Here is a 20243-nt window from a genome sequence, read left to right as displayed (position 1 = left end):
GAGTCCGATAGATTAGGCAATGCGCGAGATTGTTTTCGACACCGAAACCACCGGCCTCGACCCCAAGACGGGCGACCGGATGGTTGAAATCGGTTGCATCGAGATGGTCAATCTTGTGCCCACCGGAAACACCTACCACACCTATTACAACCCCGAGCGCGATATGCCGGCTGGGGCGGAAGCGGTGCATGGCCTCTCGGCATCCTTCCTGTCCGACAAGCCGCTCTTCCGCGATATCTTCCACGAGCTGCTCGACTTCCTAGGCGATGCGCCGCTGATCGCGCATAATGCGGGGTTCGACTTTGGCTTTCTCAACGCCGAACTGGTCCTGATCGAGCAGGAGCCGATCTGCATGAGCCGGATGGTCGACACGGTCCAGATTGCCAAGAAGCGGCATCCGGGGGCGAAACTCTCGCTCGATGCCCTCTGCACGCGCTATGGGATCGATCGCAGCCATCGCGTGAAGCACGGCGCACTGCTCGATGCCGAGCTCCTCGCGCAGGTCTATGTCGAACTGAAGGGCGGGCGGCAGATCGGGCTGGAACTCGCCGCCGATATCGTCGCGCCCGAAAGCCCTGCGGAAGCCGTCGCAGTGCACAAGGCACCCGAGGGGCCACGCCGCGAGCCACGGCCGCATGCGCCGACGCCGGAAGAGCTGGCGCGGCATAGGAGATTCATGTCCGGGATCGAAAGCCCCCTGTGGGGATAGGTGCCGGATCGACGAGCCGGCGGACGGGGCCGGATGGGATCGTCGGGGGCGCGAAAACAGGAGAACGACGCTTATGGATATCCGTGTCTCGGGTCACCAAATCGACACTGGTTCAGCCTTGCAGACCCATGTCGAAGATCGCCTGCAGGGCATCGTCGAGAAATACTTCAACCGCGCCATTTCTAGCCATGTGACGTTCGGCAAGGCGCCAGGCGGAGCGTTTTCTTCAGATATCGTCACACATGTGATGCAGGGCCTGATCCTGAAGGGTCACGCCGAAGCCCATGACGTCCACCAGGCGTTCGATGCGGCCGCCGCCAAGATCGAGAAGCAATTGCGGCGGTACAAGCGCCGGATAAAGGACCGCCACGAACAGGCCGACCATGCCCTGCGCGAACAGGAGGCTGCCTATACGATTTTCGCGGCGCCGGACGTCGACACCGAAGAGGAGGTGGCGCACGACAGTCCGCCAGTAATCGCCGAAACAAGCGCGATGATCCCGGAATGCTCGGTCGCAGATGCGGTGATGCTGCTCGATTTGCAGAACACCAACGCGCTCTTCTTCAAGAACGGCGCGACCGAGGCGCATAACATGGTCTATCGTCGCCCCGACGGGTCGATCGGTTGGGTCGAGCCGCGCAGCTAGGATTCGGGTAGGCGGGAACCCATGGATACAGAGGCAAGCAGCGGAGCCGAGCGGCACTGGCGTGCGCTCGAAAGCCTTTACCGGTCCGCGCCGGTCAATGCGCAATTCGAATCCGCCCTCGACATAACCGGCAACGGCACCTCCCGCATAACCTTCGACGTTACGGAACAAGTGTTCCATGCGGCGGGTGCGGCTCACGGGACGATCTATTTCAAGATGCTCGACGATGCCGCCTTCTACGCGGCCAATACGCTGGTGACGGACCGATTCCTGCTGACGACCTCTTTCAACCTGCATTTCACCAAGCCGGTGCGCGAAGGCAAGGTTGTCGCCGAGGGGCGCTGGGTGAGTGGCCGTCGACGAGTTTTCGTTGCCGAATCGCGGCTGGTCGATGCCGAAGGGGACGAAATCGGACGTGGCACGGGCACATTCATGAAATCGCGCATCCCCCTCTCTAGCCTCGCCGGATACGCCGGCTGATGGAGGAGGCGCGCCTCCCGGCACACCTCGAAGTGGCCGGACTGATACGGCTGGCACAAGGCCTCGGGGGCTTCGGTACGGTCCTTCAGAAAGGGGAAAAAGACGCTGGGACGCTGGTTTTATTAACCACTCATAGTGGCAAAAATACCCGCCTGTGGGAACGTATGCCTAGCCTTGACGGCTCGCGGAAATTTACCTGCACGCGCGAACAAGATCATGAAAACCCAAGGGAATTCGACGAGTATGTTGCCAAAAGGCAGCACCGCGACCCCGATTGCTGGTTCGTCGAGCTCGATGGGGTTGAAGTGGAGAAACTGCTCGAAACCCCCACTCGTTAACTTGACCCAGTTTCAAATGAGACTATTTTAGGCCCCAGCTTCGATGCGCAGGCGGTTCGGTTGGCAATGGGGTCAATGAACAAGCACGCAGACGGGGAGCAAGCGGCAGGCCCGCTGACGGATACCAGTTTGAAGACGCGTGAGTGACGCGCACTGGATCCCGGCCTGTGACAGCAAGCTCACCGCCATGAACAAGCGGAATCATGCGAAAGTTTACGATTGCCATCGCGGCTTCTGCCGCAGCGATGGTTGCAACCTTTGCCGGAGCGGAAGAAACCGGCGCCCAGGCTGCAATTGCAGCCGAAGAAACCACTGCCGAGGAAACGGTGCTCACCGAAGAGGTGGTCCCGGTTTTCGTGAGCAATGAAGTGGTCCAGGAGCTTCCCGAGGAAGCTACCGACGAATTTACCGGAAATGTCGAAGCGCGCAGCCTGCGCGAACTGGTCGCCACGATTGCGGCGCCTGACGAGCTTTCCGACGAAATGCGCTGCCTTGCCGGCGCTGTCTATTTCGAATCGCGCGGCGAACCGCTGGCTGGCCAGCTGGCCGTGGCACAGGTCGTGATCAATCGCTCGGAATCGAACCGTTTCCCGGCGAGCTATTGCGGCGTCGTCTACCAGCGCGCGCAGTTCAGCTTCGTGCGCGGTGGTACCATGCCGCGCATCAAGACCGGTTCGGCAGCGTGGGAACGCGCCACCAAGATTGCGCGCATCGCCCACCAGGGCCTGTGGGAAAGCGAAGCCCAGGATTCGCTCTACTTCCACGCGACCTATGTGAGCCCGCGCTGGGCGTCGAAGAAGACGCGCCGCGCCGCGATCAAGACACACATTTTCTACCGCTGATCGGTAGACCAGGGAATCGAGGAGCCGTCGCCTGAGGGTGGCGGCCCCTCTTGGTATGCGTGATCAGGCCCGGATCTCAACCCAGACCGGCGTGTGGTCGCTTGCCTTTTCGCGGCCGCGGTATTCCTTGTCGACACCGGCGGAGAGCATCCTGTCCGCCAGTTCGGGCGACAGGAGCAGATGGTCGATCCGAAAACCGTGATCGCGCTGCCACGCGCCAGCCTGGTAGTCCCAATAGGTCCACACCCCGCCGCGCGGGTTGAGCGTGTCGATCGCATCTGTCCAGCCATCGGCCAGCATGCGCTTGTATGCATCGCGGCTTTCGGGCTGCATCAGTGCATCGCTGGCCATCGCCTTGGGCGACCACACATCCTTGTCTTCGGGAATGACGTTGAAATCCCCCAGCACGACCGCCGGCACTTCTTCTGCCCAGATGGCGGCCATGCGTGCGCGGAGCTTCTCCATCCACGCAAGCTTGTAGTCGAACTTCGGTCCGGGATGCGGATTGCCGTTGGGCAGGTAGAGATTGCAGATGCGCACACCGTTCACTTCGGCCTCGAGATAGCGGGCCTGCTCGCCCTCGCCCTCCTTCGGACCATCGATCCCGAGCCCGCGCTGGACTTCGACCGGCTTCTCGCCCTTGGCAAGGATCGCCACGCCGTTGAAGCTCTTCTGGCCGTGCCAGATGGCGTGATAACCGATCTTCTCGAAGTCCTCCGCCGGAAAACCCTCGTCCATCGTCTTGATCTCCTGCAGGCAGGCGACGGCGGGCTGGGTTTCCTCGAGCCATTCGAGCAAGCGCGGAAGGCGCGCCTTGATTCCGTTGATGTTGAAGGTGGCGATACGCATGACGCGCCTCATGCCCGAAGCGCGCGCGCGGGTCTAACCTAAATCCCGAAGCTCGAACCGCAACCGCATCCGGCGGCCGCATTGGGATTCTCGACCTTGAATGCCGCGCCGCCCAGCGATTCAACGAAGTCCACCACGCTTCCTGCCACCAGGTCGAGGCTCACGGGGTCGACGACAAGCCGAACGCCGTCGGTATCGCTGACCGAATCGTCTTCGTCCGCTGCGTCGGCAAGGTCGAACTTGTACTGGAAGCCCGAACAACCCCCACCTTCGACCGACAGGCGCAAGATCGCCGGCTTCGCCTGTTTCTCGGCGATTGCGGCGACGCGCTTGGCAGCGGCGGGCGTGAGGGTGAGCATTTCGGCCATGACAGGCGATGTAGTGACTGCAGCCGCGGGTCTCAAGCGGTCTGGATATACTCGCGCATGGCTTCGGCCTCATGCTCGATCTGGTCGAGGCGTGCCTTCACGAGGTCCCCGATCGAGATAAAGCCGCACATCGTGTCCCCATCCATGACCGGGAGGTGGCGAATCCGGCGGCGGGTCATCAGCGAGAGCGCCTTGAGGATGGGCGTCTGCCGATCGATGGTGATGGCAGGCGATGTCATCACTTCTCCGACCCGCTTGTCGAGGCAGGCCTGGCCTTCTGAAGCAAGGCGGTAAATCACGTCACGCTCGGAAAAGACACCGGCCACCGAACCGCCGGACATGACCGGTAACGCGCCGATCCGTTTCTCTGCCAAGAGGCTCACCGCTTCGCGCACCGGCCTGTCGACATCGACCGAGATGATATCCGAACTGGCACGGGCTTCGATAAGCGTGGTGACGTTCATGCCTGCCTCCTTCTGCTGCGGCGTGAAGGATGCCACCATCGCTGCGAAAAGGCCAGCACCGCGAGATCGCGCATTGAAAGGCCGGGGACTTGCGGCCATGAGGGGCGCCGATGGTCAGTAAATCCCCCCTCGACGACCCAGAAAGCGCCGCCTTTGCCTGGGCTCGCTACCGCAGGATCATGCGGTTCATGTTCCTGCTGACGGTCGGGCTCGTGGCGATCGCCATGGCCCTCCTTTACAAGTTTGGCGGCGAGGTTTCGGTCCATTTCTACATCGCCACCGCTTTGGGCGTGGGCTTTGTCATGCTGCTGACGGGCGCCTTGATGGGACTGGTGTTCCTTTCCTCGGGCACGGGCCATGACGAAGCAGTGGACAACAAACTGCCCGACAATTCGATCGACGGGGACTAGGCTTCTTCCGCCGATCGCAACCTGTACTCCTCGACCGGGACCCCGCCGATGAGGTGGCGCTGGATGATGGCCTCGAGGACCTCCTCATTGCAGGAATGGTACCAGACGTTCTCGGGCCAGACGACTGCGATCGGACCGTGCGCGCATACTTGCAAGCAATCGGCCTTGGTCCGCTGGACCTGTGCGCCGCGACCGACGAGGCCCAGCTCCTTGAGCCGCTTCTTCAGGTAGTTCCAGGCCGCCTTGCCATCTTCGCGCGAGCAGCACTTCTGCTTCTCGCTCAACGCGCAAAGGAAGATCTGTCGCTCGACATTTTCCCCGCCGATCTTCGCCAGCGCCTGCTGCGCCTTTGCAAGTCCTCGCTTACTCACCCGGCTTCAACCACCGGTCGAGCCAGTCGAACACCGTATTGTGCCACTGCAGCGAGTTCTTCGCGCCGAGCACCCAGTGATTCTCGTTCGGGAAGACCAGCATCTGGCTCTCGATGCCACGCTCCTGCAGCGCGGTGAAACTGGCGAGACCTTGCGTGTAGGGAACGCGGAAGTCCTTCTCGCCAGTGATCACCAGCATCGGGGTTTGCCACTTGTCGACATGGTTGACCGGATTCCAGCGCTCGTAGGCCTCGGGGTTCTCGGCATAGCTGCCGCCGAATTCCCACTTGGGAAACCACAGCTCTTCGGTCGTGTAATAGAAGCTGCGCAGGTCGAAGAGGCCGTCGTGCTGGACGAGGCAGTCGAACCGGTCGGGCCAATTGCCCGCGATCCAGTTCATCATGTAGCCGCCATAGCTCGCTCCCATGGCGCAGGCGCGGCTGCCGTCGATCTGGCTGTCGCGTTCCAGCGCTGCAGCAAGGCCCAACTGGAGGTCTTCGAGCGGCTTGCCGCCCCAATCGCCATTGATGGCGTCGGTGAAAGCCTGACCGTATCCGGTGCTGCCGTGAAAATCGACCGAGATGACCGCATAACCCTGGCTGGCGACGATCCTAGGGTTCCAGCGGCTGGACCAGCCGTCGTTGAACGAACCCTGCGGACCACCATGCACGTAGAGGATGGCGGGCATCTTGCCCTCATGACCCTCAAGCTTGGTGATCTGGCCCCAGACGGTTTCGCCATTGGCGCCCGCAAAGCTGAAGCGCTCGACAACGACAGGGGCGAACTGCCCGATGACCGGGGTGGCGACTTCGGTCAGCGGCTCGGCCATTCCCCAGTTCTCCGAGAGGAACATCTCCGAAGGCGCACCAATGGAATCGCGTGTGAAGAGCAGGTCGCCGCCCTCGAGCGGCGTGACATTGCCGATATGCGCCTCGTTGCCTGCCATGAGGTCGAGCCGTTCGACAGCCCCGGTGCGCGGATCGATGCGGAATGCTGGGGTGTCGAGCACGTCCTGCGCCGTCGCCACCAGCCAGCGGGAATCGGGCGTCCATGCCAGCGAGCCGAAACTGCGATCGAAATCCTGCGTCAACGCGGTGGTTTCGCCTGTCGCGAGGTCGCGCAGCATGACCACCTGGCGATCGGCTTCGTAAGTCGGGCGCTCCATGGCAACATAGGCAAGATAGCGCCCGTCGGGCGATGGGGCCGGAAGGGCGTCGAGCGCCTCGTTCGCGGCGGTCAGATTGGTCGGGGCATCACCCGAGAGATCGGACCACCAGATATCGAGATTGGTCGAATAAGGCTCGCTCGCCCCGCCCTCGCGCGCGACGAAATAGACGCCGCTGCCGTCGGGCGCCCAAGCGATGTCTTCGCCGCCGCCAAAGGGCTTGGTCGGGGTGTCGCCAGCGGGACCACCCGCGCCCATCGCCCCGTCGACCGCCACGAATGCGGTCGCCTTGCCCTCGGTGATGTCTGCGGCGAATACCCGGCTGATGATCCCGGGGGTCTCCCACTCGTCCCAATGGCGATACAAACCTTCATCGCCCTGGAAGAGGCGTCCGTCTCCCGGCCCGGGCAAATAGGCTTTGGCGCTGTCGTCGCAGGCGAGGTCTTCGCAGCTGCGGGCAATATCGGTCCAGATGGCGATCCTGGAGCCGTCTGCGGAGACGCTGTAGCCATTCACCCCGCGTATAATGTCCGTGAGCTGGATCGCGCCCGATACCGAGCCATCCGTGCCGACATGCGCGCGCCAGACCTGCGGGCTGTCGCTTTCGGTGCCGCTGGCGAGGTAATAGAGGTGGCCATCGCCCGCGAAGCTTGCCCCGCTTGCCTTGAGATCGAGGGCGACTGCCTCGCCGTCCATGTTGGTCAACGACCGTACGAAGAGCCGGGCCGAACGCTCAAGGCTCTCGGGATCGGTCGTGATCACCGAATAGACAGCCATCGCGCCGTCGGGCGAGACGGTAGGGCTGCCAAGGCGCGGCATGGTAACGAGGTCCCTCGCCTGCATCGGCGCGGGCGCGTCCTGTGCCGCGAGCGGAGTGGCGAGAAGCGCAAAGGCGCTGGCGAGCGGGAGTGCGGCCCGAATGCGTTGTGTCATGGCCGCGCGGTGTAGCGCGAGTGCCGTGCCAGCGTAAGGGAGAATTAGCCCTTCTTGCCCGCGATGCGCGCGATCTCGGCTTTGACCAGTTCCTCGACCATGCCCGGCAGGTTGTCGTCGAGCCATTGCGCCAGCATCGGGCGCAGCATTTCGCGCACGAGGCCTTCGAGCGAGGTTTCGCCCTGGCGCACGATCTGCGGCTGTTTGCCGGGCTTGGCGAGCATGGAAAGCGCAGCGAAATTCTGACGCATCGATTCCTGCGTCGCATCGCCGGTAAGTGCGGCTTCTTCTACCTCTTCCTCGCCCGGCTCTTCGCCAAAGGCCCGGTCGAGCGCGGCATTGTCTTCGAGGATCAGTTCCTCGCCGAGCCCGACGCCCAGCTCGAGCACTTCCTCGGCTTCCTCGGCATCGGCAGGCTCGGCATCGCTGGCCATGAGTGGGTGCCTGCGCGGCTGTGCGACACGATCCTCGGCGTCGCGTGCGATCACCTTCTTGATCGAGTCGAGAATTTCCTCGACCGACGGTTCACCGTGGTTCTGCATGGCTCGCGGCCCCCCTCGTTTCGCACCATTCCCGATTCGGGAATTCGAGCGAATCTAAGGGGTTTCGTCACTTTCTTCAATTGCGGGAATATCCGCAGTCTGTGCAGGGATGTTCGCGGTCGAAGTGCTCTTGGCTTCCGGCTCGGGGTCGCGGCCCCAGTCCCAGATGCTCCCGCTGACGCGGTTGTAATTGTCGAGCGGATTGTAGAGCACGCCCTCATCGCCAAGCCCAAGGTCGCGCGCTTCGGCGCGGCCCATCGCGGCCAGCAGCGAGAAGCCCGCGACATAGGCGTTACGACGTGCCGTCACGAGCTGGACGCGGCTGGACAGCAGTTCCTGCTCGGCATTGAGCACATCGAGGATCGTGCGGTTGCCGATCGAGTTCTCCGCGCGCACGCCTTCGAGGCTGAGCGATGCGGCATCGACGGCGGCCTGCGAGCTCTCGATGATCGCGAGGCTGGCCTGCCAGCTCGAATAGGCGGCGCGCGTCTGCGCGATCACATCGCGTTCTGCGGCGATCACATCCTCGAGTGCCGCAGTGGCCCGGGCACTCGCCTGGCGCTGGCGCGCGGCGGGCAAGCCCCCCTGGAAAATCGGCATCCGTAGCGAAACACCTGCCTGGGCGCCGGTGGCGGTCTGGTCGACCGGAATCGGCTGGCTGCCCGGCACATCCGGATCGGGCGGAATATCGGGAATGCTCCCGAGGGCGTTCTGGTAGTCGTATCCCGCGAAGATCGAAACCGTGGGCAGGCGACCGGCGCCCGCAACCTCGACATCGGACCGTGCGGCCGATGCGCGTTCGCGAGCAGCAATGATGTCGGGATTGTTGTCGAGCGCGATGTCGACAGCCATGTCCGCCGAAGCCGGAAGCCCCGGAAGAGGCGGCGGAGGCTGCAGGTTGTCAGGCGCATCGCCGGTCAGTGCGATATAGGTTTCGCGCGCCGAAATCAGGTTTGCCTCGGCGCTTCGCAGGTCACCCTGGGCGAGCGCCAATCGCGATTCGGACTGGGCGACATCGGTCCGCGTCAGATCGCCGATTTCGAAGCGATCGCTCGTCGCCTCGACATTGACCGACAGGACGTCGACCTGGTTTGCCGACAGCGCAACCAAAGCCTGTCCACGCAGCACGTCCATATAAGCGGCGACGACCTGGCTGAAGATCGCGCTTTCGAGGCCGCGCAAGTCAGCGCGGCCCGCTTCGACGCGATCCTTGGCTGCCTTCACGCCATTGCGCACCGCACCACCCGAATAGATGGGCACACCGAGATCCGCGCCCGCAGTCAGGATGCGGCTCGGATTGAAGAAGTTCGTGTTATTCTGCCTCAAAACCTCGGTGTAATTGGCGGTCCCGGTAACGCTCGGGAGGCCCTGCGAGCGCTGGATCTGGACGTTCTCGTCATTGGCGCGCTGGTTGGCGCGCGCCGCTTCGAGAGTCGGGTTGTTGAGATAGGCGTCGGTGAGGGCTTCCTGCAGCGTGTCCGCATGCACAGGCGCCGAGCCGAAAGCGACCGCGATAACGCTTCCGGATAGTGCCAGCTTCTTCACGACCCCTCCCCCAAACATTCAGAAACTCCAGCTTTCCGGCTTGTCGAATGCGCCCATGCGCGGCACGCCCATTTCAGCGAGCGGCAGCAGGGCAAGCGCCTTGCCCGATTTGCGACCGGTGGCGAGGCGGGTGACGCCGCGCTCGACGAGGCCGGTCACGATCCGGCCGCCTTCGGCAACCAGCTTGGCAAGGTTTGCCGGAACATGCTCGATCGCGCCATCGATCAGCACGAGCGAATAGTCGCCCTTCTTCGCCTTCGGCGCGTCGGTTGCAGCAATTGTCTTCACCGAAGCGACCAGTGGCTCGACCAGTGCGGTCAGGTAGCCGCTGCCCCCGTCGATTACGAGAACACTGTCTTCGCCCGAGGGGCGCGCCTCTGCCAGCATGGCGCCATGGAACAGCGGAGCGGGCAGCGAACCGCCGTCCGCCAGACGGATGGCGCGGTCCATGTAAGCGGTGCCCCTGGCGGCTTCCGGCACGAAATCTTCGCGCGCGACCGTGCCCATGCGCTCAAGCACGAAAGGCTCGTTCACACCGCTGGTGCGCAGCTGGCTGTCGATCATCGCCCTCCTTGCGGCGGCGTAGTCGGGGCGGGTCTTGGTTGTAGTGGTCATATCAATCCGGTGCTGTATTACATCGATAACACGGCTTTGCAAGCTGTGAGTTCACTTAGGCGCAAGACCCCTTGCTTCCAAGCGCTTTGACCGATGACGGCAAACGCGCCTATCGGGGAGCGCAATTCTGCAACATGGGAACGCGCGGCGATGAGCGACATGACCGTCATCAAGGAAGAAGACCTGATCGAGAGCGTAAAGGACGCGCTCCAGTACATCTCCTATTACCACCCGATGGATTACATTCGGGCTCTTGGGGAAGCCTATGAGGCCGAAAAAGGCCCCGCAGCCAAGGACGCCATCGCGCAGATCCTTACCAACAGCCGTATGTGCGCCGAGGGCCATCGCCCGATCTGCCAGGACACGGGCATCGTCAATGTCTTCGTGAAATGGGGCATGAACTGCCGCCTTGATACCAAGCGGAGCCTGCAGGAAGTTGTCGATGAAGGTGTGCGGCAGGCGTACAACCACCCCGACAACAAGCTGCGCGCCTCCATTCTCGCCGATCCTGCCTTCACGCGCCGCAACACGCGCGACAATACGCCCAGCGTGCTGTCGGTCGAGATGGTGCCCGGCGATACGATTTCGGTCGATGTCGCGGCCAAGGGCGGTGGCAGCGAGAACAAGTCCAAGTTCAAGATGATGAACCCGTCCGACAATATCGTCGACTGGGTGGTCGAGCAGCTCCCAAGTATGGGGGCGGGCTGGTGCCCTCCGGGAATGCTCGGGATCGGCATCGGCGGTACGGCCGAGCACTGCATGAAGCTGGCCAAGCTTTCGCTGATGGACCCGATCGACATGGGCCAGTTGAAGCAGCGCGGTGCGCAGACCGATATCGAACAATTGCGGATTGATATCTTCGATGCCGTCAACGCGCAGGGTATCGGCGCTCAGGGGCTGGGCGGCCTTTCCACAGTGCTCGACATCAAGATTCTCGACGCGCCCTGCCACGCGGCAGGCAAGCCGGTGGCGATGATCCCCAATTGCGCCGCCACGCGCCACGCGCATTTCACGCTCGACGGTTCGGGCCCGGCCTATCTAGACCCGCCGAACATCGACGAATATCCCGATGTCACCTGGCAGCCCGACGCGGCCGCCAAGCGCGTCGACCTCGACCATCTGACACCCGAAGAAGTGGCGAGCTGGGAGCATGGCGATCGCCTCCTGCTCTCGGGCAAGATGCTTACCGGCCGCGACGCCGCGCACAAGCGCATCCAGGACATGTTGTCCCGCGGCGAGGAGCTGCCGGTCGAGTTCAGGGGGCGCGCGATCTATTATGTCGGCCCGGTCGATCCGGTGATGGGCGAAGTCGTCGGCCCGGCTGGCCCCACCACGGCAACCCGCATGGACAAGTTCACCGAGATGATGCTCGACCTTGGCCTGCTCGCCATGATCGGCAAGGCCGAGCGCGGGCATGACGCTGTCGAGGTGATCAGCCGCTTCAAGGTCGCCTATCTGATGGCGACCGGCGGTGCCGCCTATCTCGTCAGCCGCGCTATCAAGGGCGCCGAAGTTGTCGCATTCGAAGATCTCGGGATGGAAGCGATCTACGAGTTCGAAGTGCAGGACATGCCTGTTACCGTTGCGGTCGACGCGGCGGGCAACAATGTGCACACACTGGCCCCCGCTCGCTGGCGCGAAAAGATCGCGAAAGGCGAAGTCGAACCTGCCGAATGACATCGCCGCTCGACCAACGGCAGTGCAAGTTCGACGGCGGCTCTGGCCTTTTCGCAACGAAATCGCCACATATCGCCTGTTTTGGACACTGAACGTCAGATTAATCGCGACGATGCGCGCGCGCCGGTCAAGGTGGTGGTCCTATCCATCATCGGCCTGTGGATCGCCTATTTCCTGCTGATTACCGCACGCGGTGCCGTGGTCGGGCTGGAGATGCAGGACGAGCTGCTGTGGCGCCGGCTCGTCGTTTGCATTGCGGGCGCCGGCATCACAGTGCTCCTTTGGCTGTTCCTGCGCCTGTTCGATGCGCGCAGCCTGTCGTTCAAGGTGGCGGTTGCCATCGTTGCCGCCGTTCCTGCCTCGCTGGCCATCGCCCAGATCAACACCATGGTCTTCGCGCCGATCGAGGACAAGGTGCGCCAGAAGATGGGCGAGAAGCAGGGCCTGACCATTCGCCGCGACGAATCGGGCAACCTGTTGCTCGATATCCCGGGCGGGATGACCGAAGACGGGATTCCGGGAAGCGGGCAGGGCGATAGGGCGGACGGCGATACGCCCCCGGCCTCGATCGTCATCGAACCGGCGCCGACCGTGGCCGACTATTGGCGGCGCCTGACCGACTTGGCCCTCAGTCGCTACTTCCTGCTGCTTGCTTGGGCCGCGCTATATATAGCCTTCGTTGCCGGAGCGCGGGTCCGCGCGGCCGAGCGCCGCGGCGAACGTTTCCGGAGCGCAGCAAAGGCGGCAGAACTCCGATCTCTGCGCTACCAGGTCAATCCGCACTTCCTGTTCAACACGCTGAATTCCCTCTCTTCGCTGGTCATGACCGGAAAGAGCGACCGCGCCGAGGAAATGATCCAGTCGCTCTCGCGATTCTACCGTCATTCGCTGGCGGACGATTCGACCGGAGATGTCAGCCTCGAGGACGAGATCGACCTGCAAGAGCATTACCTCGAGATCGAATCCGTACGCTTTCCCGAACGACTCAAGGTTCGCGTCGACCTGCCGGATGACCTCGCCCAGCTTAAGGTGCCGGGAATGATCCTGCAGCCGTTGGTGGAAAACTCGGTCAAGTACGGCGTGTCCGCAAGCAATCGTCCGGTGACGATTTCGATCGTGGCACGCGAAGAGTACGGACGGTTGGTCATCCGGGTAAGCGATGACGGGCCCGGTTTGCCGAGCGGTCATTCGGGCGGTTTCGGGATCGGCCTCGCCAATGTCCGCGACCGACTGGAGGCGCGCTTCGGGAACGAGGCCAGCATATCCTCGGGCCAGGCGCTCGGAGGTTACGAGACGGAACTGAGACTACCCATGGTGAGGCATGGCTGAAGAGAAATTGCGAACGCTGATCGTGGATGACGAGCCGCTTGCGGTGGAGCGCATGCAGGTCATCTGCAGCAAGATCGATGATCTCCACGTGGTCGGTACGGCCAGCGACGGCGGTCAGGCTTTGCGGCTGGTGGAAGCCTTGGAGCCGGACCTGATCCTGCTCGACATGACGATGCCCGAAGTCGACGGACTTTCGGTCGCGAAATCGCTCTCCAAGCATGAAGAGCGGCCTGCCGTTGTCTTCGTCACCGCGCATGACAACTACGCCGTCGAGGCATTCGATCTCGACGCTGTCGATTACGTCCTCAAGCCGGTGAAGCCGGATCGGCTGGAGCGTGCGATACAGCGCGCGCTGGCCCGTCGTGGTGAAGGGGGCGGGGAAGCGAGCAAGTGGCTCGAGGAGCTCTGGATCCCGCACCGCAGCGAGCTGATCCGGATCGATACGGAGGAAGTTTCGCGTATCGATGCCGAGCGCGATTACGTGCGGCTCCACGTGGAAGACCGTACCTACCTGCTGCTGCAAACGATTGCCGGCCTGGAGAAGCGCCTGGACCCGGCCAAGTTCATCCGCATCCACCGCTCGACCATCCTGCGAAAGGACCGGATCAAGGGCCTGCGCCATGACGGTCTCGGCGTGTGGTCGGCGGAAATGGACGATGGCGAAGCGCTGCGGATCGGGCGCACCTATCTGCCCAAGGTCAAGGCGATGGCCGGACGCTAGACGCGCGTCGGCCATGACACCGGACACAAAAAAGGCCCCGGCCGGGGGACTGCAGGTCCGGCCGGGGCGCAGAGGGGCTGGCTGAGGTCAGCCGCCTACTGCATTCTCTTCGATCAGTGTGGCGAACTGAGCCATCGCCTGCTTCTTCGCTTCCTTGTAGCAACGCTTCACGTCTCCGCTGCGGAGACGCGAACCGGTGCGGCTGCGATTGAATTCGCAGGCCGTGCGAGCCGCATCGTCGATGCGTTCCATCAGGACCTTCTGGCCCTCTTCGGTGCCGAGGTTCAGGTCCTTGTATTCAATCGTAAAACCGCTCTGGTCCTCTGCAGCCACGGCGGGCGTCGCAAGGGCGAGCAGGGCAATCGTCGTGAGTGTCTTCTTCATGGTAACCTCCAAAATCGCGACGGGCCGGTCTGGGGGACTGGGGTGGCCCGTCGCGAATTCTGTATTACATGGCTACATCTGTAGTCGCACGTCAGTATCGACGAGCGTTGACCGCGATTTGACCAGAAGCGCAGCGGCAGGGACCAAGCGCGAATGGCAATCCACGAACGGCGTACTTATATCTGAAACATGGTGCTTATTTTCCTCTTCATCCTGGGAATCGGCAATTTCGCCGTCCACAAGGCAGTGCTGGAGAGCCGGCACCCGATGCTTGATGCGTTGCCGGGCTTCTACAGGTCGGGAGGCGGGAAGTTCTCTCTGGGTTTCGAGTTTTTCATCCTGCTGGCCGCGATGCTGCTGGCGGGGAACGGCTGGCCGGGCATGGCGATTGCCTATGCGATCTACAGCCTAGTGAACTTTGCCACCGGCTGGCTTATCCTGACAGGAAGGATCTGAGCGGCGGGAACCGGCGAATGAGTGGCGCGCTTCTGCTCCATGCCTGCCGACAAGCCCATCTGGTTGCTCACGAATTCCCGCAGCGGCAGCAATAGTGATCGCGCACTTGCCTTGCTGGGGGCGGACTGCCGGGAGGCCGGCTTTACGGTTGCAAGGATCCTTGCCTTTCCGGACGACCGCCTTCCGACACCTAGCGATCTGGAGAATGCTGGGATCGACCAGCTGGCGATCTTCACCGGGGACGGAACGCTCAACGCGGCGATTGCCAATCTGTCGGGGTGGGACGGCGCAGTGATCGTCCTGCCCGGCGGCACGATGAATCTTCTCAGCAAGCGTCTCCACGGTCCCGAGGCAGAGCCCGGCCTCATCCTCAAGCATGTTGCCACAGGCGCGTCGCGGGCCGTGCGCCCGATCATGATTCGCTGCGCCGAGGGAGACGCGCTGGCTGGTCTGCTCGCAGGACCAGGCACCGCCTGGGCGGGCGTGCGCGAGGCCATGCGCGATTTCGACATACCTGGGATCGCGGAAGGAGCGAGCGACGCCATCAGCGAGACCACGGGCGGATCGATGGTCCGATGCTGCGATCCCCGCCTGGGTCGTCAGGATGGCTATCCGCTGATCGAGTTCACACCTAGCCACCGCGGCATGCAACTCGATGCCTACCATGCGGAAGGGACAGGCGAGATCCTGCGGCAGAGCCTTGCCCTGCTTCGAAGAAACTTTCGCGAAGGGCCGCATACGCGGCTCGGCCTGGTCGACGAGGTGACGCTGGAAACCTGCGATGGAGAGCCGCTGGACATTCTCATCGACGGGGAAACCGCCACCCTCCCCAAGAAAGCCAAGTTCACGGTGGCACCCTGCGAAGTCGATCTGCTAGCGACGCATCATGGCTTCTGAATCGCGGCGCATCTTTCACCTCTCGGACATCCATTTCGGACTGGAGGACAACAGGGCCCTGGACTGGGTCAAGCAGGAGATCGCCGAGCAGCAACCCGATGCGGTGGCCATCACGGGCGATCTTACAATGCGGGCCCGCCACCGCGAGTTTGCAGCTGCGACCCATTGGATCAACTCGCTCGACGTGCCGGTCACTGTAGAGGTGGGCAATCATGACATGCCCTATTTCAACCCGATCGAGCGCTTCCTCGATCCCTACAAGCGATTTCGCGGGATGAAAGAGAAGGTCGAGAAGGAACTCGACCTCGGCTGCCTGTCGATCGTGCCGCTGAAAACCGCGGTGCGCGCCCAGCCGCGCCTCAACTGGTCGAAGGGGTGGGTGACCGAGGCGGCGCTCGAGCATTGTCTCGCCGCAATCGATGCCTTGCCCGAAGGCAAGCGGGCCCTGGTAGCCGTCCATCATCCGCTGCGCGAGGTGGGGACCGAAGGCACAGCCCTTACCAAACATGGTGACAAGGCCCTGCGCGAGCTGGCGAAGCGACCGGTCGAAGCGGTTCTATCCGGCCACGTCCACGATGCCTTCGACATCTTGGAGCAAACCGATGAGGGGCCGGTCAGGATGATCGGTGCGGGCACGCTGTCCAAACGCACGCGGTCCACCCCGCCCAGTTTCAACGAGCTGGAATGGGACGGAGAGCGTCTTTCGGTATGCGTTCGCAACCTGGAGGATGTCGAAACACGCGACATGCAGATCGACGATGTCCCCGAAAATGCCATGCCTCCACGCCTGCCCGGAGAGCCGATCGCCCCCGTGCGGCAGGTGCCCCGCGTCGATCCGCCGGTGCATTAACCAGTTCTAAACCAGATTTTCCGATGATCTCGCGCGGAATCGGGGAAGTTGGATGGAATTCTTCAAAGCAGTCCCGCTGGGCAGCATTCTCACTTACGTCGTGGCGCTGGTTATCGGCAGCCAAGGGCGCAGTGGCGGCTATCTCAACATCTTTCGCGCCGACATCTACCAGTACGATCTCTGGTGGAGCTGGCCATTGTTCTTCGCCGGCACCGGGCTCGCCTGGGGCCTGATGATCATGCAGCGCTGACTCGACAGCGGCAGGCAAAGAAAAAGGGCGGTCCCGCGAGGGGCCGCCCTTTCTCGTATCGGCAGTGTCGAAGAGCTGATTAGCGCTTCGAGAACTGGAAGCTGCGACGTGCCTTGGCGCGGCCGTACTTCTTACGCTCGACCACGCGGCTGTCGCGGGTGAGGAAGCCGGCGGCCTTGACCGTCGAACGCAGGGCCGGTTCGTACTTGGCGAGAGCCTGTGCGATGCCGTGCTTGACCGCACCGGCCTGGCCCGAAAGACCGCCGCCACGAACGGTGGCAACAACGTCGTACTGTTCCTGGCGCTCGGTGATGGCGAAGGGCTGATCGATCACGAGGCGCAGGGTCGGACGTGCGAAGTAGACTTCCTGGTCCTTGCCATTGACAGTGATCTTGCCGCTGCCGGGGACGAGCCAGACGCGTGCGGTGGCGTCCTTACGACGACCGGTTGCATAGGCGCGGCCCTGTGCGTCGAGTTCCTGCTCACGCAGCGGAACGTCGGCCTTGGCGGCGATGTCTGCCGAATCACCCTGCGGCGCGTCGCCAGCGATGTCCTTCAGATCGGCGAGATCCGAGACGGTTTCGTTCTTGGTTTCGTCAGCCATTACGCAACAGCCTTGTTCTTGCGGTTCATCGAAGCGACGTCGAGCGTCTTGGGCTTCTGGCCCTCATGCGGATGCTCGGTGCCGTTGTAGAGGTGGAGTGCACGCATCTGCGCACGGCCCAGCGGACCACGCGGGATCATGCGCTGCACGGCCTTTTCAAGCACGCGCTCGGGGAAACGACCGCCCAGAACCTTGTTCGGGGTGGTTTCCTTGATGCCGCCGGGGTGACCGGTGTGCTTGTAATAGATCTTGTCGTCCATCTTCTTGCCGGTGAACTTCACCTTGTCGGCATTGATGACGATGACGTGGTCGCCGCAATCGACGTGCGGGGTGTAGCTCGGCTTGTGCTTACCGCGCAGGATGTTGGCGATGATGACAGCAACACGGCCGACGACGAGATTCTCGGCGTCGATGATGTGCCAGTCCTTTTCGACCTCTGCCGGCTTGGCCGACTGGGTCACCTTGGTGAGAGCCTTCATGGGCTTGTGTCCGTTTGCTCGAGTTATCGTGCCATGCTTGTTGGCACTAAACGAATGCGCGGCCCCTCACGAGGAGCCGCTTAGCGGGCGCAAAATGGCGTTGGATGGGCGATTCGTCAAGCTTTTCTGCGGGTCGTGGGTGGGGTAAAATAATACTCCACTATGTGCACTCAGGTGATCGACCAGCGTTCCCGCGATGCTCTCTGGCTGTCGCCAAGATGGGTCACGATGCGCCGTTCGCTCATTTCCAGGAGGCCATCTGCTTCTCGTGCGCTGGCGCGGATGGTCACCTCGTAACGCCCCTCGCCCCCACCGGGCAGTTCGAGCGCGCGCTCAGCACTGCGCTCGCCGGTCTGGGGGAAGAACAGGTCCCGCGGAACCTGGCTGACCGCTGCGGCCGCAGTCTGGCTCATCGCTGCGAGATATTGCCTCGCATCCCGCGCATCCGAGGGAGCCGGGAGATGCCGTTCCATGAAGCTCTTGGCCTCTTGCAGGGCCTCTTCGAGCCCCGCCTGCCCCTCTGACCAACCGGCGATCCGCCCTCTTCCGTCGAGGGTCATCGGGAACAGGCCTGCGACGTCACGGCGGCGCTCCACGTCCGCCAGAGCGGCAAGCATCGGCGGGGCATCGACCTCGACCAAGACTTGGCGCGCCTCGATGAGAGCCCCTTCGCCTTGCGGACGGAACCGGCATTCCCAGTCACGGGTGACGACGACAGCCGCCCCATCGCCCAACCCGCGTTCGAGCTTGCGTTGGAGGATGAAAGAACCTGCCGGGAATTGCACTCTCGACGCCGCCGCAAGGCGTACAGGCAATGACAAGGCAGACATTGCCATGGCCCAACCCATAATCTCCAGCGCGCGCCGACGGCTCGATCCGCTCACCCCTCGTCCCCCTTGCCAAGACTTCCCAGCCAGGCGCTTGTTGCAGCGCCGGCCTCGCAAGGCCAGCCAAAAATCGCAGGCGAATCATAGGGGTGCAGCATCTCGAGGCGATCCATGGCGTCGCGGAGCGATCGAGCATCGGTCTTCATCAGCGCAGGGCATTCACGACCCTTCCCGCGCTCGCCGTTCCACGCAAACAGCGAGACAATCGGGCTCCCGATGTTGATGCAACCAATCAGGCCTTCGTCGAGAAGCTGGCCGCCGATCTTCTCAGCGCACTCGGCGTCAGGGAACGGGCAATAGATGAGCGCAGTCACGCCCGCCTGCCGATGACATGAGCCCCCCAGGCATAGGCGACCACAAGCAGAGCGCCGACCAGCTGGTGCAGGACCGCAAGGTGGAACTCGACCCCGGTCATGACGGTGCCGATCCCAAGGAGGATCTGGATGCCGAATGCCGAATGGATCGCGATCGAAGCCTTCCTTTCCAGCGGCCTGACCTTGCGAGCCATCACGATGAGGGCGGCAACCGCGACCCAGGCCCACCACCGGTGCATCCAGTGGATCAGGAAGGGATCGTGGGTCATAGCCCAGAACAGGCCTTGCGAGTCATCGAATTCCGGAACGAAACGCCCCTGCATCAGCGGCCAGCTGTCCGAGGCGAGACCGGCATTCAGGCCGGCGACCCAAGCGCCGAGCAGCAATTGGACGAACAGGATCGCTCCCGTCCAACCAGCGACGCGGGTCATGCGTGCGGGCCTGTCTTCGCCGCGAGCAAGTGCTCGCAGGTCCAGTGCCGTCCAGACGAGACCGCCCAGCAGGACGAGTGCCGTGCAGAGGTGGATGGCGAGGCGGAAATGGCTGACATCGGTTCGCGTCTCGAGACCGGAGGCGACCATCCACCAGCCGAAGCTGCCTTGCAGCCCGACAAGCGCGGTCAGGGCGAAAAGCCGCCAGAAATACCCCTGCGGGATGATCTTGCGGATGGCGAAGATCGCGAGCGGCACGGCAAGCGCAAGCCCGATCAGCCGCCCGAGTTGCCGATGGATCCATTCCCACCAGTAGATCGACTTGAAGGCTTCAAGATCCATGCCCGCGGGGCCATTGATCTCGATATATTCGGGTATCTTCTTGTAGAGCTCGAACTCGGCTTCCCAGTCGGCCTGGTTCATCGGCGGAAGAGCGCCGAGCAACGGCTTCCATTCGGTTATCGAAAGACCGCTCTCGGTGAGGCGAGTGATGCCCCCTACCGTTACGATCACCACGACAAGTGCAGCGACGATGAAAAGCCAGTTTGCGAGAAGCCCCGGACGGGCCGTTGAGGTCATGTCGGACATGGCCGCGACTTCTTCCCCCGGGCGCGCATTTTCGCAAGTGCAAATGGCTCAATCGACATAACGGCCACAGCAAGCGACCAAATACGTCGCAATTCGCAA

Annotated in this window: 27 protein-coding genes; 13 read left to right on the top strand and 14 right to left on the bottom strand. The window is 62.9% G+C overall.

Annotated elements, in window-relative coordinates; translation table 11 throughout:
• The first annotated feature begins 19 nt into the window (after window positions 1-19).
• The 5 genes from dnaQ to K3146_RS11300 all read left to right on the top strand — a co-directional run bounded on the left by dnaQ (window position 20) and on the right by K3146_RS11300 (window position 3015).
• Window positions 20-709, top strand: coding sequence for a DNA polymerase III subunit epsilon (gene dnaQ / locus K3146_RS11320; RefSeq protein ID WP_221546384.1), 690 nt, complete (start codon window positions 20-22; stop codon window positions 707-709).
• A 73-nt stretch (window positions 710-782) separates the two neighbouring features.
• Window positions 783-1355: a ribosome hibernation-promoting factor, HPF/YfiA family gene (gene hpf / locus K3146_RS11315; protein ID WP_221546383.1), complete on the top strand. Its 573-nt coding sequence runs from the start codon at window positions 783-785 to the stop codon at window positions 1353-1355.
• A gap of 21 nt (window positions 1356-1376) precedes the next feature.
• The gene (locus K3146_RS11310; RefSeq protein WP_221546382.1) at window positions 1377-1835 is read left to right on the top strand and encodes a PaaI family thioesterase; all 459 of its coding nucleotides are present in this window, start codon (window positions 1377-1379) and stop codon (window positions 1833-1835) included.
• Window positions 1835-2173, top strand: a complete 339-nt coding sequence (locus tag K3146_RS11305; protein WP_221546381.1) for a DUF1491 family protein — start codon at window positions 1835-1837, stop codon at window positions 2171-2173. Before K3146_RS11310 ends, K3146_RS11305 begins: the two co-directional genes overlap by 1 nt.
• Before the next feature lie 203 nt (window positions 2174-2376).
• Window positions 2377-3015: a cell wall hydrolase gene (locus K3146_RS11300; protein ID WP_247711202.1), complete on the top strand. Its 639-nt coding sequence runs from the start codon at window positions 2377-2379 to the stop codon at window positions 3013-3015.
• 63 nt (window positions 3016-3078) lie between these two features.
• Here the strand turns inward: K3146_RS11300 and xth are convergent, their stop codons facing one another.
• From xth to K3146_RS11285, 3 genes are read right to left on the bottom strand one after another with little or no spacing between them, the layout of a single operon-like run.
• On the bottom strand, window positions 3079-3864 hold the full coding sequence (gene xth / locus K3146_RS11295; protein ID WP_221546380.1) for an exodeoxyribonuclease III: 786 nt from the start codon (window positions 3862-3864) through the stop codon (window positions 3079-3081).
• 38 nt (window positions 3865-3902) lie between these two features.
• A complete protein-coding gene (erpA, locus tag K3146_RS11290; protein ID WP_221546379.1) occupies window positions 3903-4232 on the bottom strand; it encodes an iron-sulfur cluster insertion protein ErpA in 330 nt (109 codons plus the stop codon).
• Window positions 4233-4264: 32 nt separating this feature from the next.
• Window positions 4265-4696 (bottom strand): CBS domain-containing protein, encoded by a 432-nt coding sequence (locus K3146_RS11285; RefSeq protein WP_221546378.1) that lies wholly within the window; start codon window positions 4694-4696, stop codon window positions 4265-4267.
• Between the two features lie 110 nt (window positions 4697-4806).
• On the opposite strand from K3146_RS11285, the gene K3146_RS11280 reads away from it, so the two are divergent.
• Window positions 4807-5106: a hypothetical protein gene (locus K3146_RS11280; protein ID WP_221546377.1), complete on the top strand. Its 300-nt coding sequence runs from the start codon at window positions 4807-4809 to the stop codon at window positions 5104-5106.
• Here K3146_RS11280 and K3146_RS11275 read toward each other — a convergent pair.
• The 5 genes from K3146_RS11275 to K3146_RS11255 are packed head-to-tail and all read right to left on the bottom strand — an operon-like array spanning window position 5103 to window position 10277.
• Complete coding sequence (locus K3146_RS11275) at window positions 5103-5477, bottom strand: (2Fe-2S) ferredoxin domain-containing protein (RefSeq protein ID WP_221546376.1); 375 nt, start codon at window positions 5475-5477, stop codon at window positions 5103-5105. The genes K3146_RS11280 and K3146_RS11275 overlap by 4 nt on opposite strands.
• Window positions 5470-7575: a S9 family peptidase gene (locus K3146_RS11270; protein ID WP_221546375.1), complete on the bottom strand. Its 2106-nt coding sequence runs from the start codon at window positions 7573-7575 to the stop codon at window positions 5470-5472. Before K3146_RS11270 ends, K3146_RS11275 begins: the two co-directional genes overlap by 8 nt.
• Window positions 7576-7619: 44 nt before the next feature.
• On the bottom strand, window positions 7620-8117 hold the full coding sequence (locus K3146_RS11265) for a DUF2497 domain-containing protein (protein WP_221546374.1): 498 nt from the start codon (window positions 8115-8117) through the stop codon (window positions 7620-7622).
• 54 nt (window positions 8118-8171) lie between these two features.
• Complete coding sequence (locus K3146_RS11260; protein WP_345724280.1) at window positions 8172-9662, bottom strand: TolC family outer membrane protein; 1491 nt, start codon at window positions 9660-9662, stop codon at window positions 8172-8174.
• Between the two features lie 18 nt (window positions 9663-9680).
• Entirely contained in the window at window positions 9681-10277 is a 597-nt protein-coding gene (locus K3146_RS11255; protein ID WP_221546372.1) for a protein-L-isoaspartate O-methyltransferase family protein, read from the bottom strand.
• A gap of 159 nt (window positions 10278-10436) precedes the next feature.
• Between K3146_RS11255 and K3146_RS11250 the strand changes: the two genes are divergently transcribed.
• From K3146_RS11250 to K3146_RS11240, 3 genes are all read left to right on the top strand, one after another.
• Window positions 10437-11954 (top strand): fumarate hydratase, encoded by a 1518-nt coding sequence (locus K3146_RS11250; protein ID WP_221546522.1) that lies wholly within the window; start codon window positions 10437-10439, stop codon window positions 11952-11954.
• An 81-nt stretch (window positions 11955-12035) separates the two neighbouring features.
• The gene (locus K3146_RS11245; protein ID WP_247711201.1) at window positions 12036-13283 is read left to right on the top strand and encodes a sensor histidine kinase; all 1248 of its coding nucleotides are present in this window, start codon (window positions 12036-12038) and stop codon (window positions 13281-13283) included.
• On the top strand, window positions 13276-14004 hold the full coding sequence (locus tag K3146_RS11240) for a LytR/AlgR family response regulator transcription factor (protein WP_221546371.1): 729 nt from the start codon (window positions 13276-13278) through the stop codon (window positions 14002-14004). Before K3146_RS11245 ends, K3146_RS11240 begins: the two co-directional genes overlap by 8 nt.
• A gap of 87 nt (window positions 14005-14091) precedes the next feature.
• On the opposite strand, the gene K3146_RS11235 is transcribed toward K3146_RS11240, so the two are convergent.
• A complete protein-coding gene (locus tag K3146_RS11235; RefSeq protein ID WP_221546370.1) occupies window positions 14092-14388 on the bottom strand; it encodes a UrcA family protein in 297 nt (98 codons plus the stop codon).
• Between the two features lie 189 nt (window positions 14389-14577).
• Here K3146_RS11235 and K3146_RS11230 point away from each other — a divergent pair, with 189 nt between their 5' ends.
• Genes K3146_RS11230 through K3146_RS11215 form a run of 4 tightly spaced genes read left to right on the top strand, consistent with a single transcriptional unit; the run spans window position 14578 to window position 16841 of the window.
• Complete coding sequence (locus K3146_RS11230; protein WP_221546369.1) at window positions 14578-14844, top strand: hypothetical protein; 267 nt, start codon at window positions 14578-14580, stop codon at window positions 14842-14844.
• Window positions 14845-14883: 39 nt separating this feature from the next.
• Window positions 14884-15741, top strand: coding sequence for a diacylglycerol kinase family protein (locus K3146_RS11225; protein ID WP_221546368.1), 858 nt, complete (start codon window positions 14884-14886; stop codon window positions 15739-15741).
• Window positions 15731-16591: a metallophosphoesterase family protein gene (locus K3146_RS11220; protein ID WP_221546367.1), complete on the top strand. Its 861-nt coding sequence runs from the start codon at window positions 15731-15733 to the stop codon at window positions 16589-16591. Before K3146_RS11225 ends, K3146_RS11220 begins: the two co-directional genes overlap by 11 nt.
• A 52-nt stretch (window positions 16592-16643) precedes the next feature.
• Entirely contained in the window at window positions 16644-16841 is a 198-nt protein-coding gene (locus K3146_RS11215) for a hypothetical protein (RefSeq protein ID WP_221546366.1), read from the top strand.
• 79 nt (window positions 16842-16920) lie between these two features.
• Here K3146_RS11215 and rpsI read toward each other — a convergent pair whose 3' ends face one another.
• The 5 genes from rpsI to K3146_RS11190 form a co-directional block, all read right to left on the bottom strand.
• Entirely contained in the window at window positions 16921-17445 is a 525-nt protein-coding gene (rpsI, locus tag K3146_RS11210; RefSeq protein ID WP_221546365.1) for a 30S ribosomal protein S9, read from the bottom strand.
• Window positions 17445-17924 carry a 50S ribosomal protein L13 gene (gene rplM / locus K3146_RS11205; protein WP_221546364.1) on the bottom strand — a complete coding sequence of 160 codons (480 nt, stop codon included), beginning with the start codon at window positions 17922-17924 and terminating at the stop codon, window positions 17445-17447. The genes rpsI and rplM overlap by 1 nt, the downstream gene beginning before the upstream one ends.
• A gap of 170 nt (window positions 17925-18094) precedes the next feature.
• Window positions 18095-18760, bottom strand: a complete 666-nt coding sequence (locus K3146_RS11200) for a hypothetical protein (protein ID WP_221546363.1) — start codon at window positions 18758-18760, stop codon at window positions 18095-18097.
• A 44-nt stretch (window positions 18761-18804) separates the two neighbouring features.
• A complete protein-coding gene (gene cutA, locus K3146_RS11195; protein ID WP_221546362.1) occupies window positions 18805-19125 on the bottom strand; it encodes a divalent-cation tolerance protein CutA in 321 nt (106 codons plus the stop codon).
• Window positions 19122-20144 (bottom strand): COX15/CtaA family protein, encoded by a 1023-nt coding sequence (locus K3146_RS11190; protein WP_221546361.1) that lies wholly within the window; start codon window positions 20142-20144, stop codon window positions 19122-19124. The genes cutA and K3146_RS11190 overlap by 4 nt, the downstream gene beginning before the upstream one ends.
• Window positions 20145-20243 lie beyond the last annotated feature (99 nt).

This window comes from Qipengyuania vesicularis, assembly GCF_019711415.1.
GTDB lineage: Bacteria > Pseudomonadota > Alphaproteobacteria > Sphingomonadales > Sphingomonadaceae > Qipengyuania > Qipengyuania vesicularis.
Note: the sequence above shows the minus strand (reverse complement) of the source record. Positions and strands in the feature narration are given on the sequence as shown.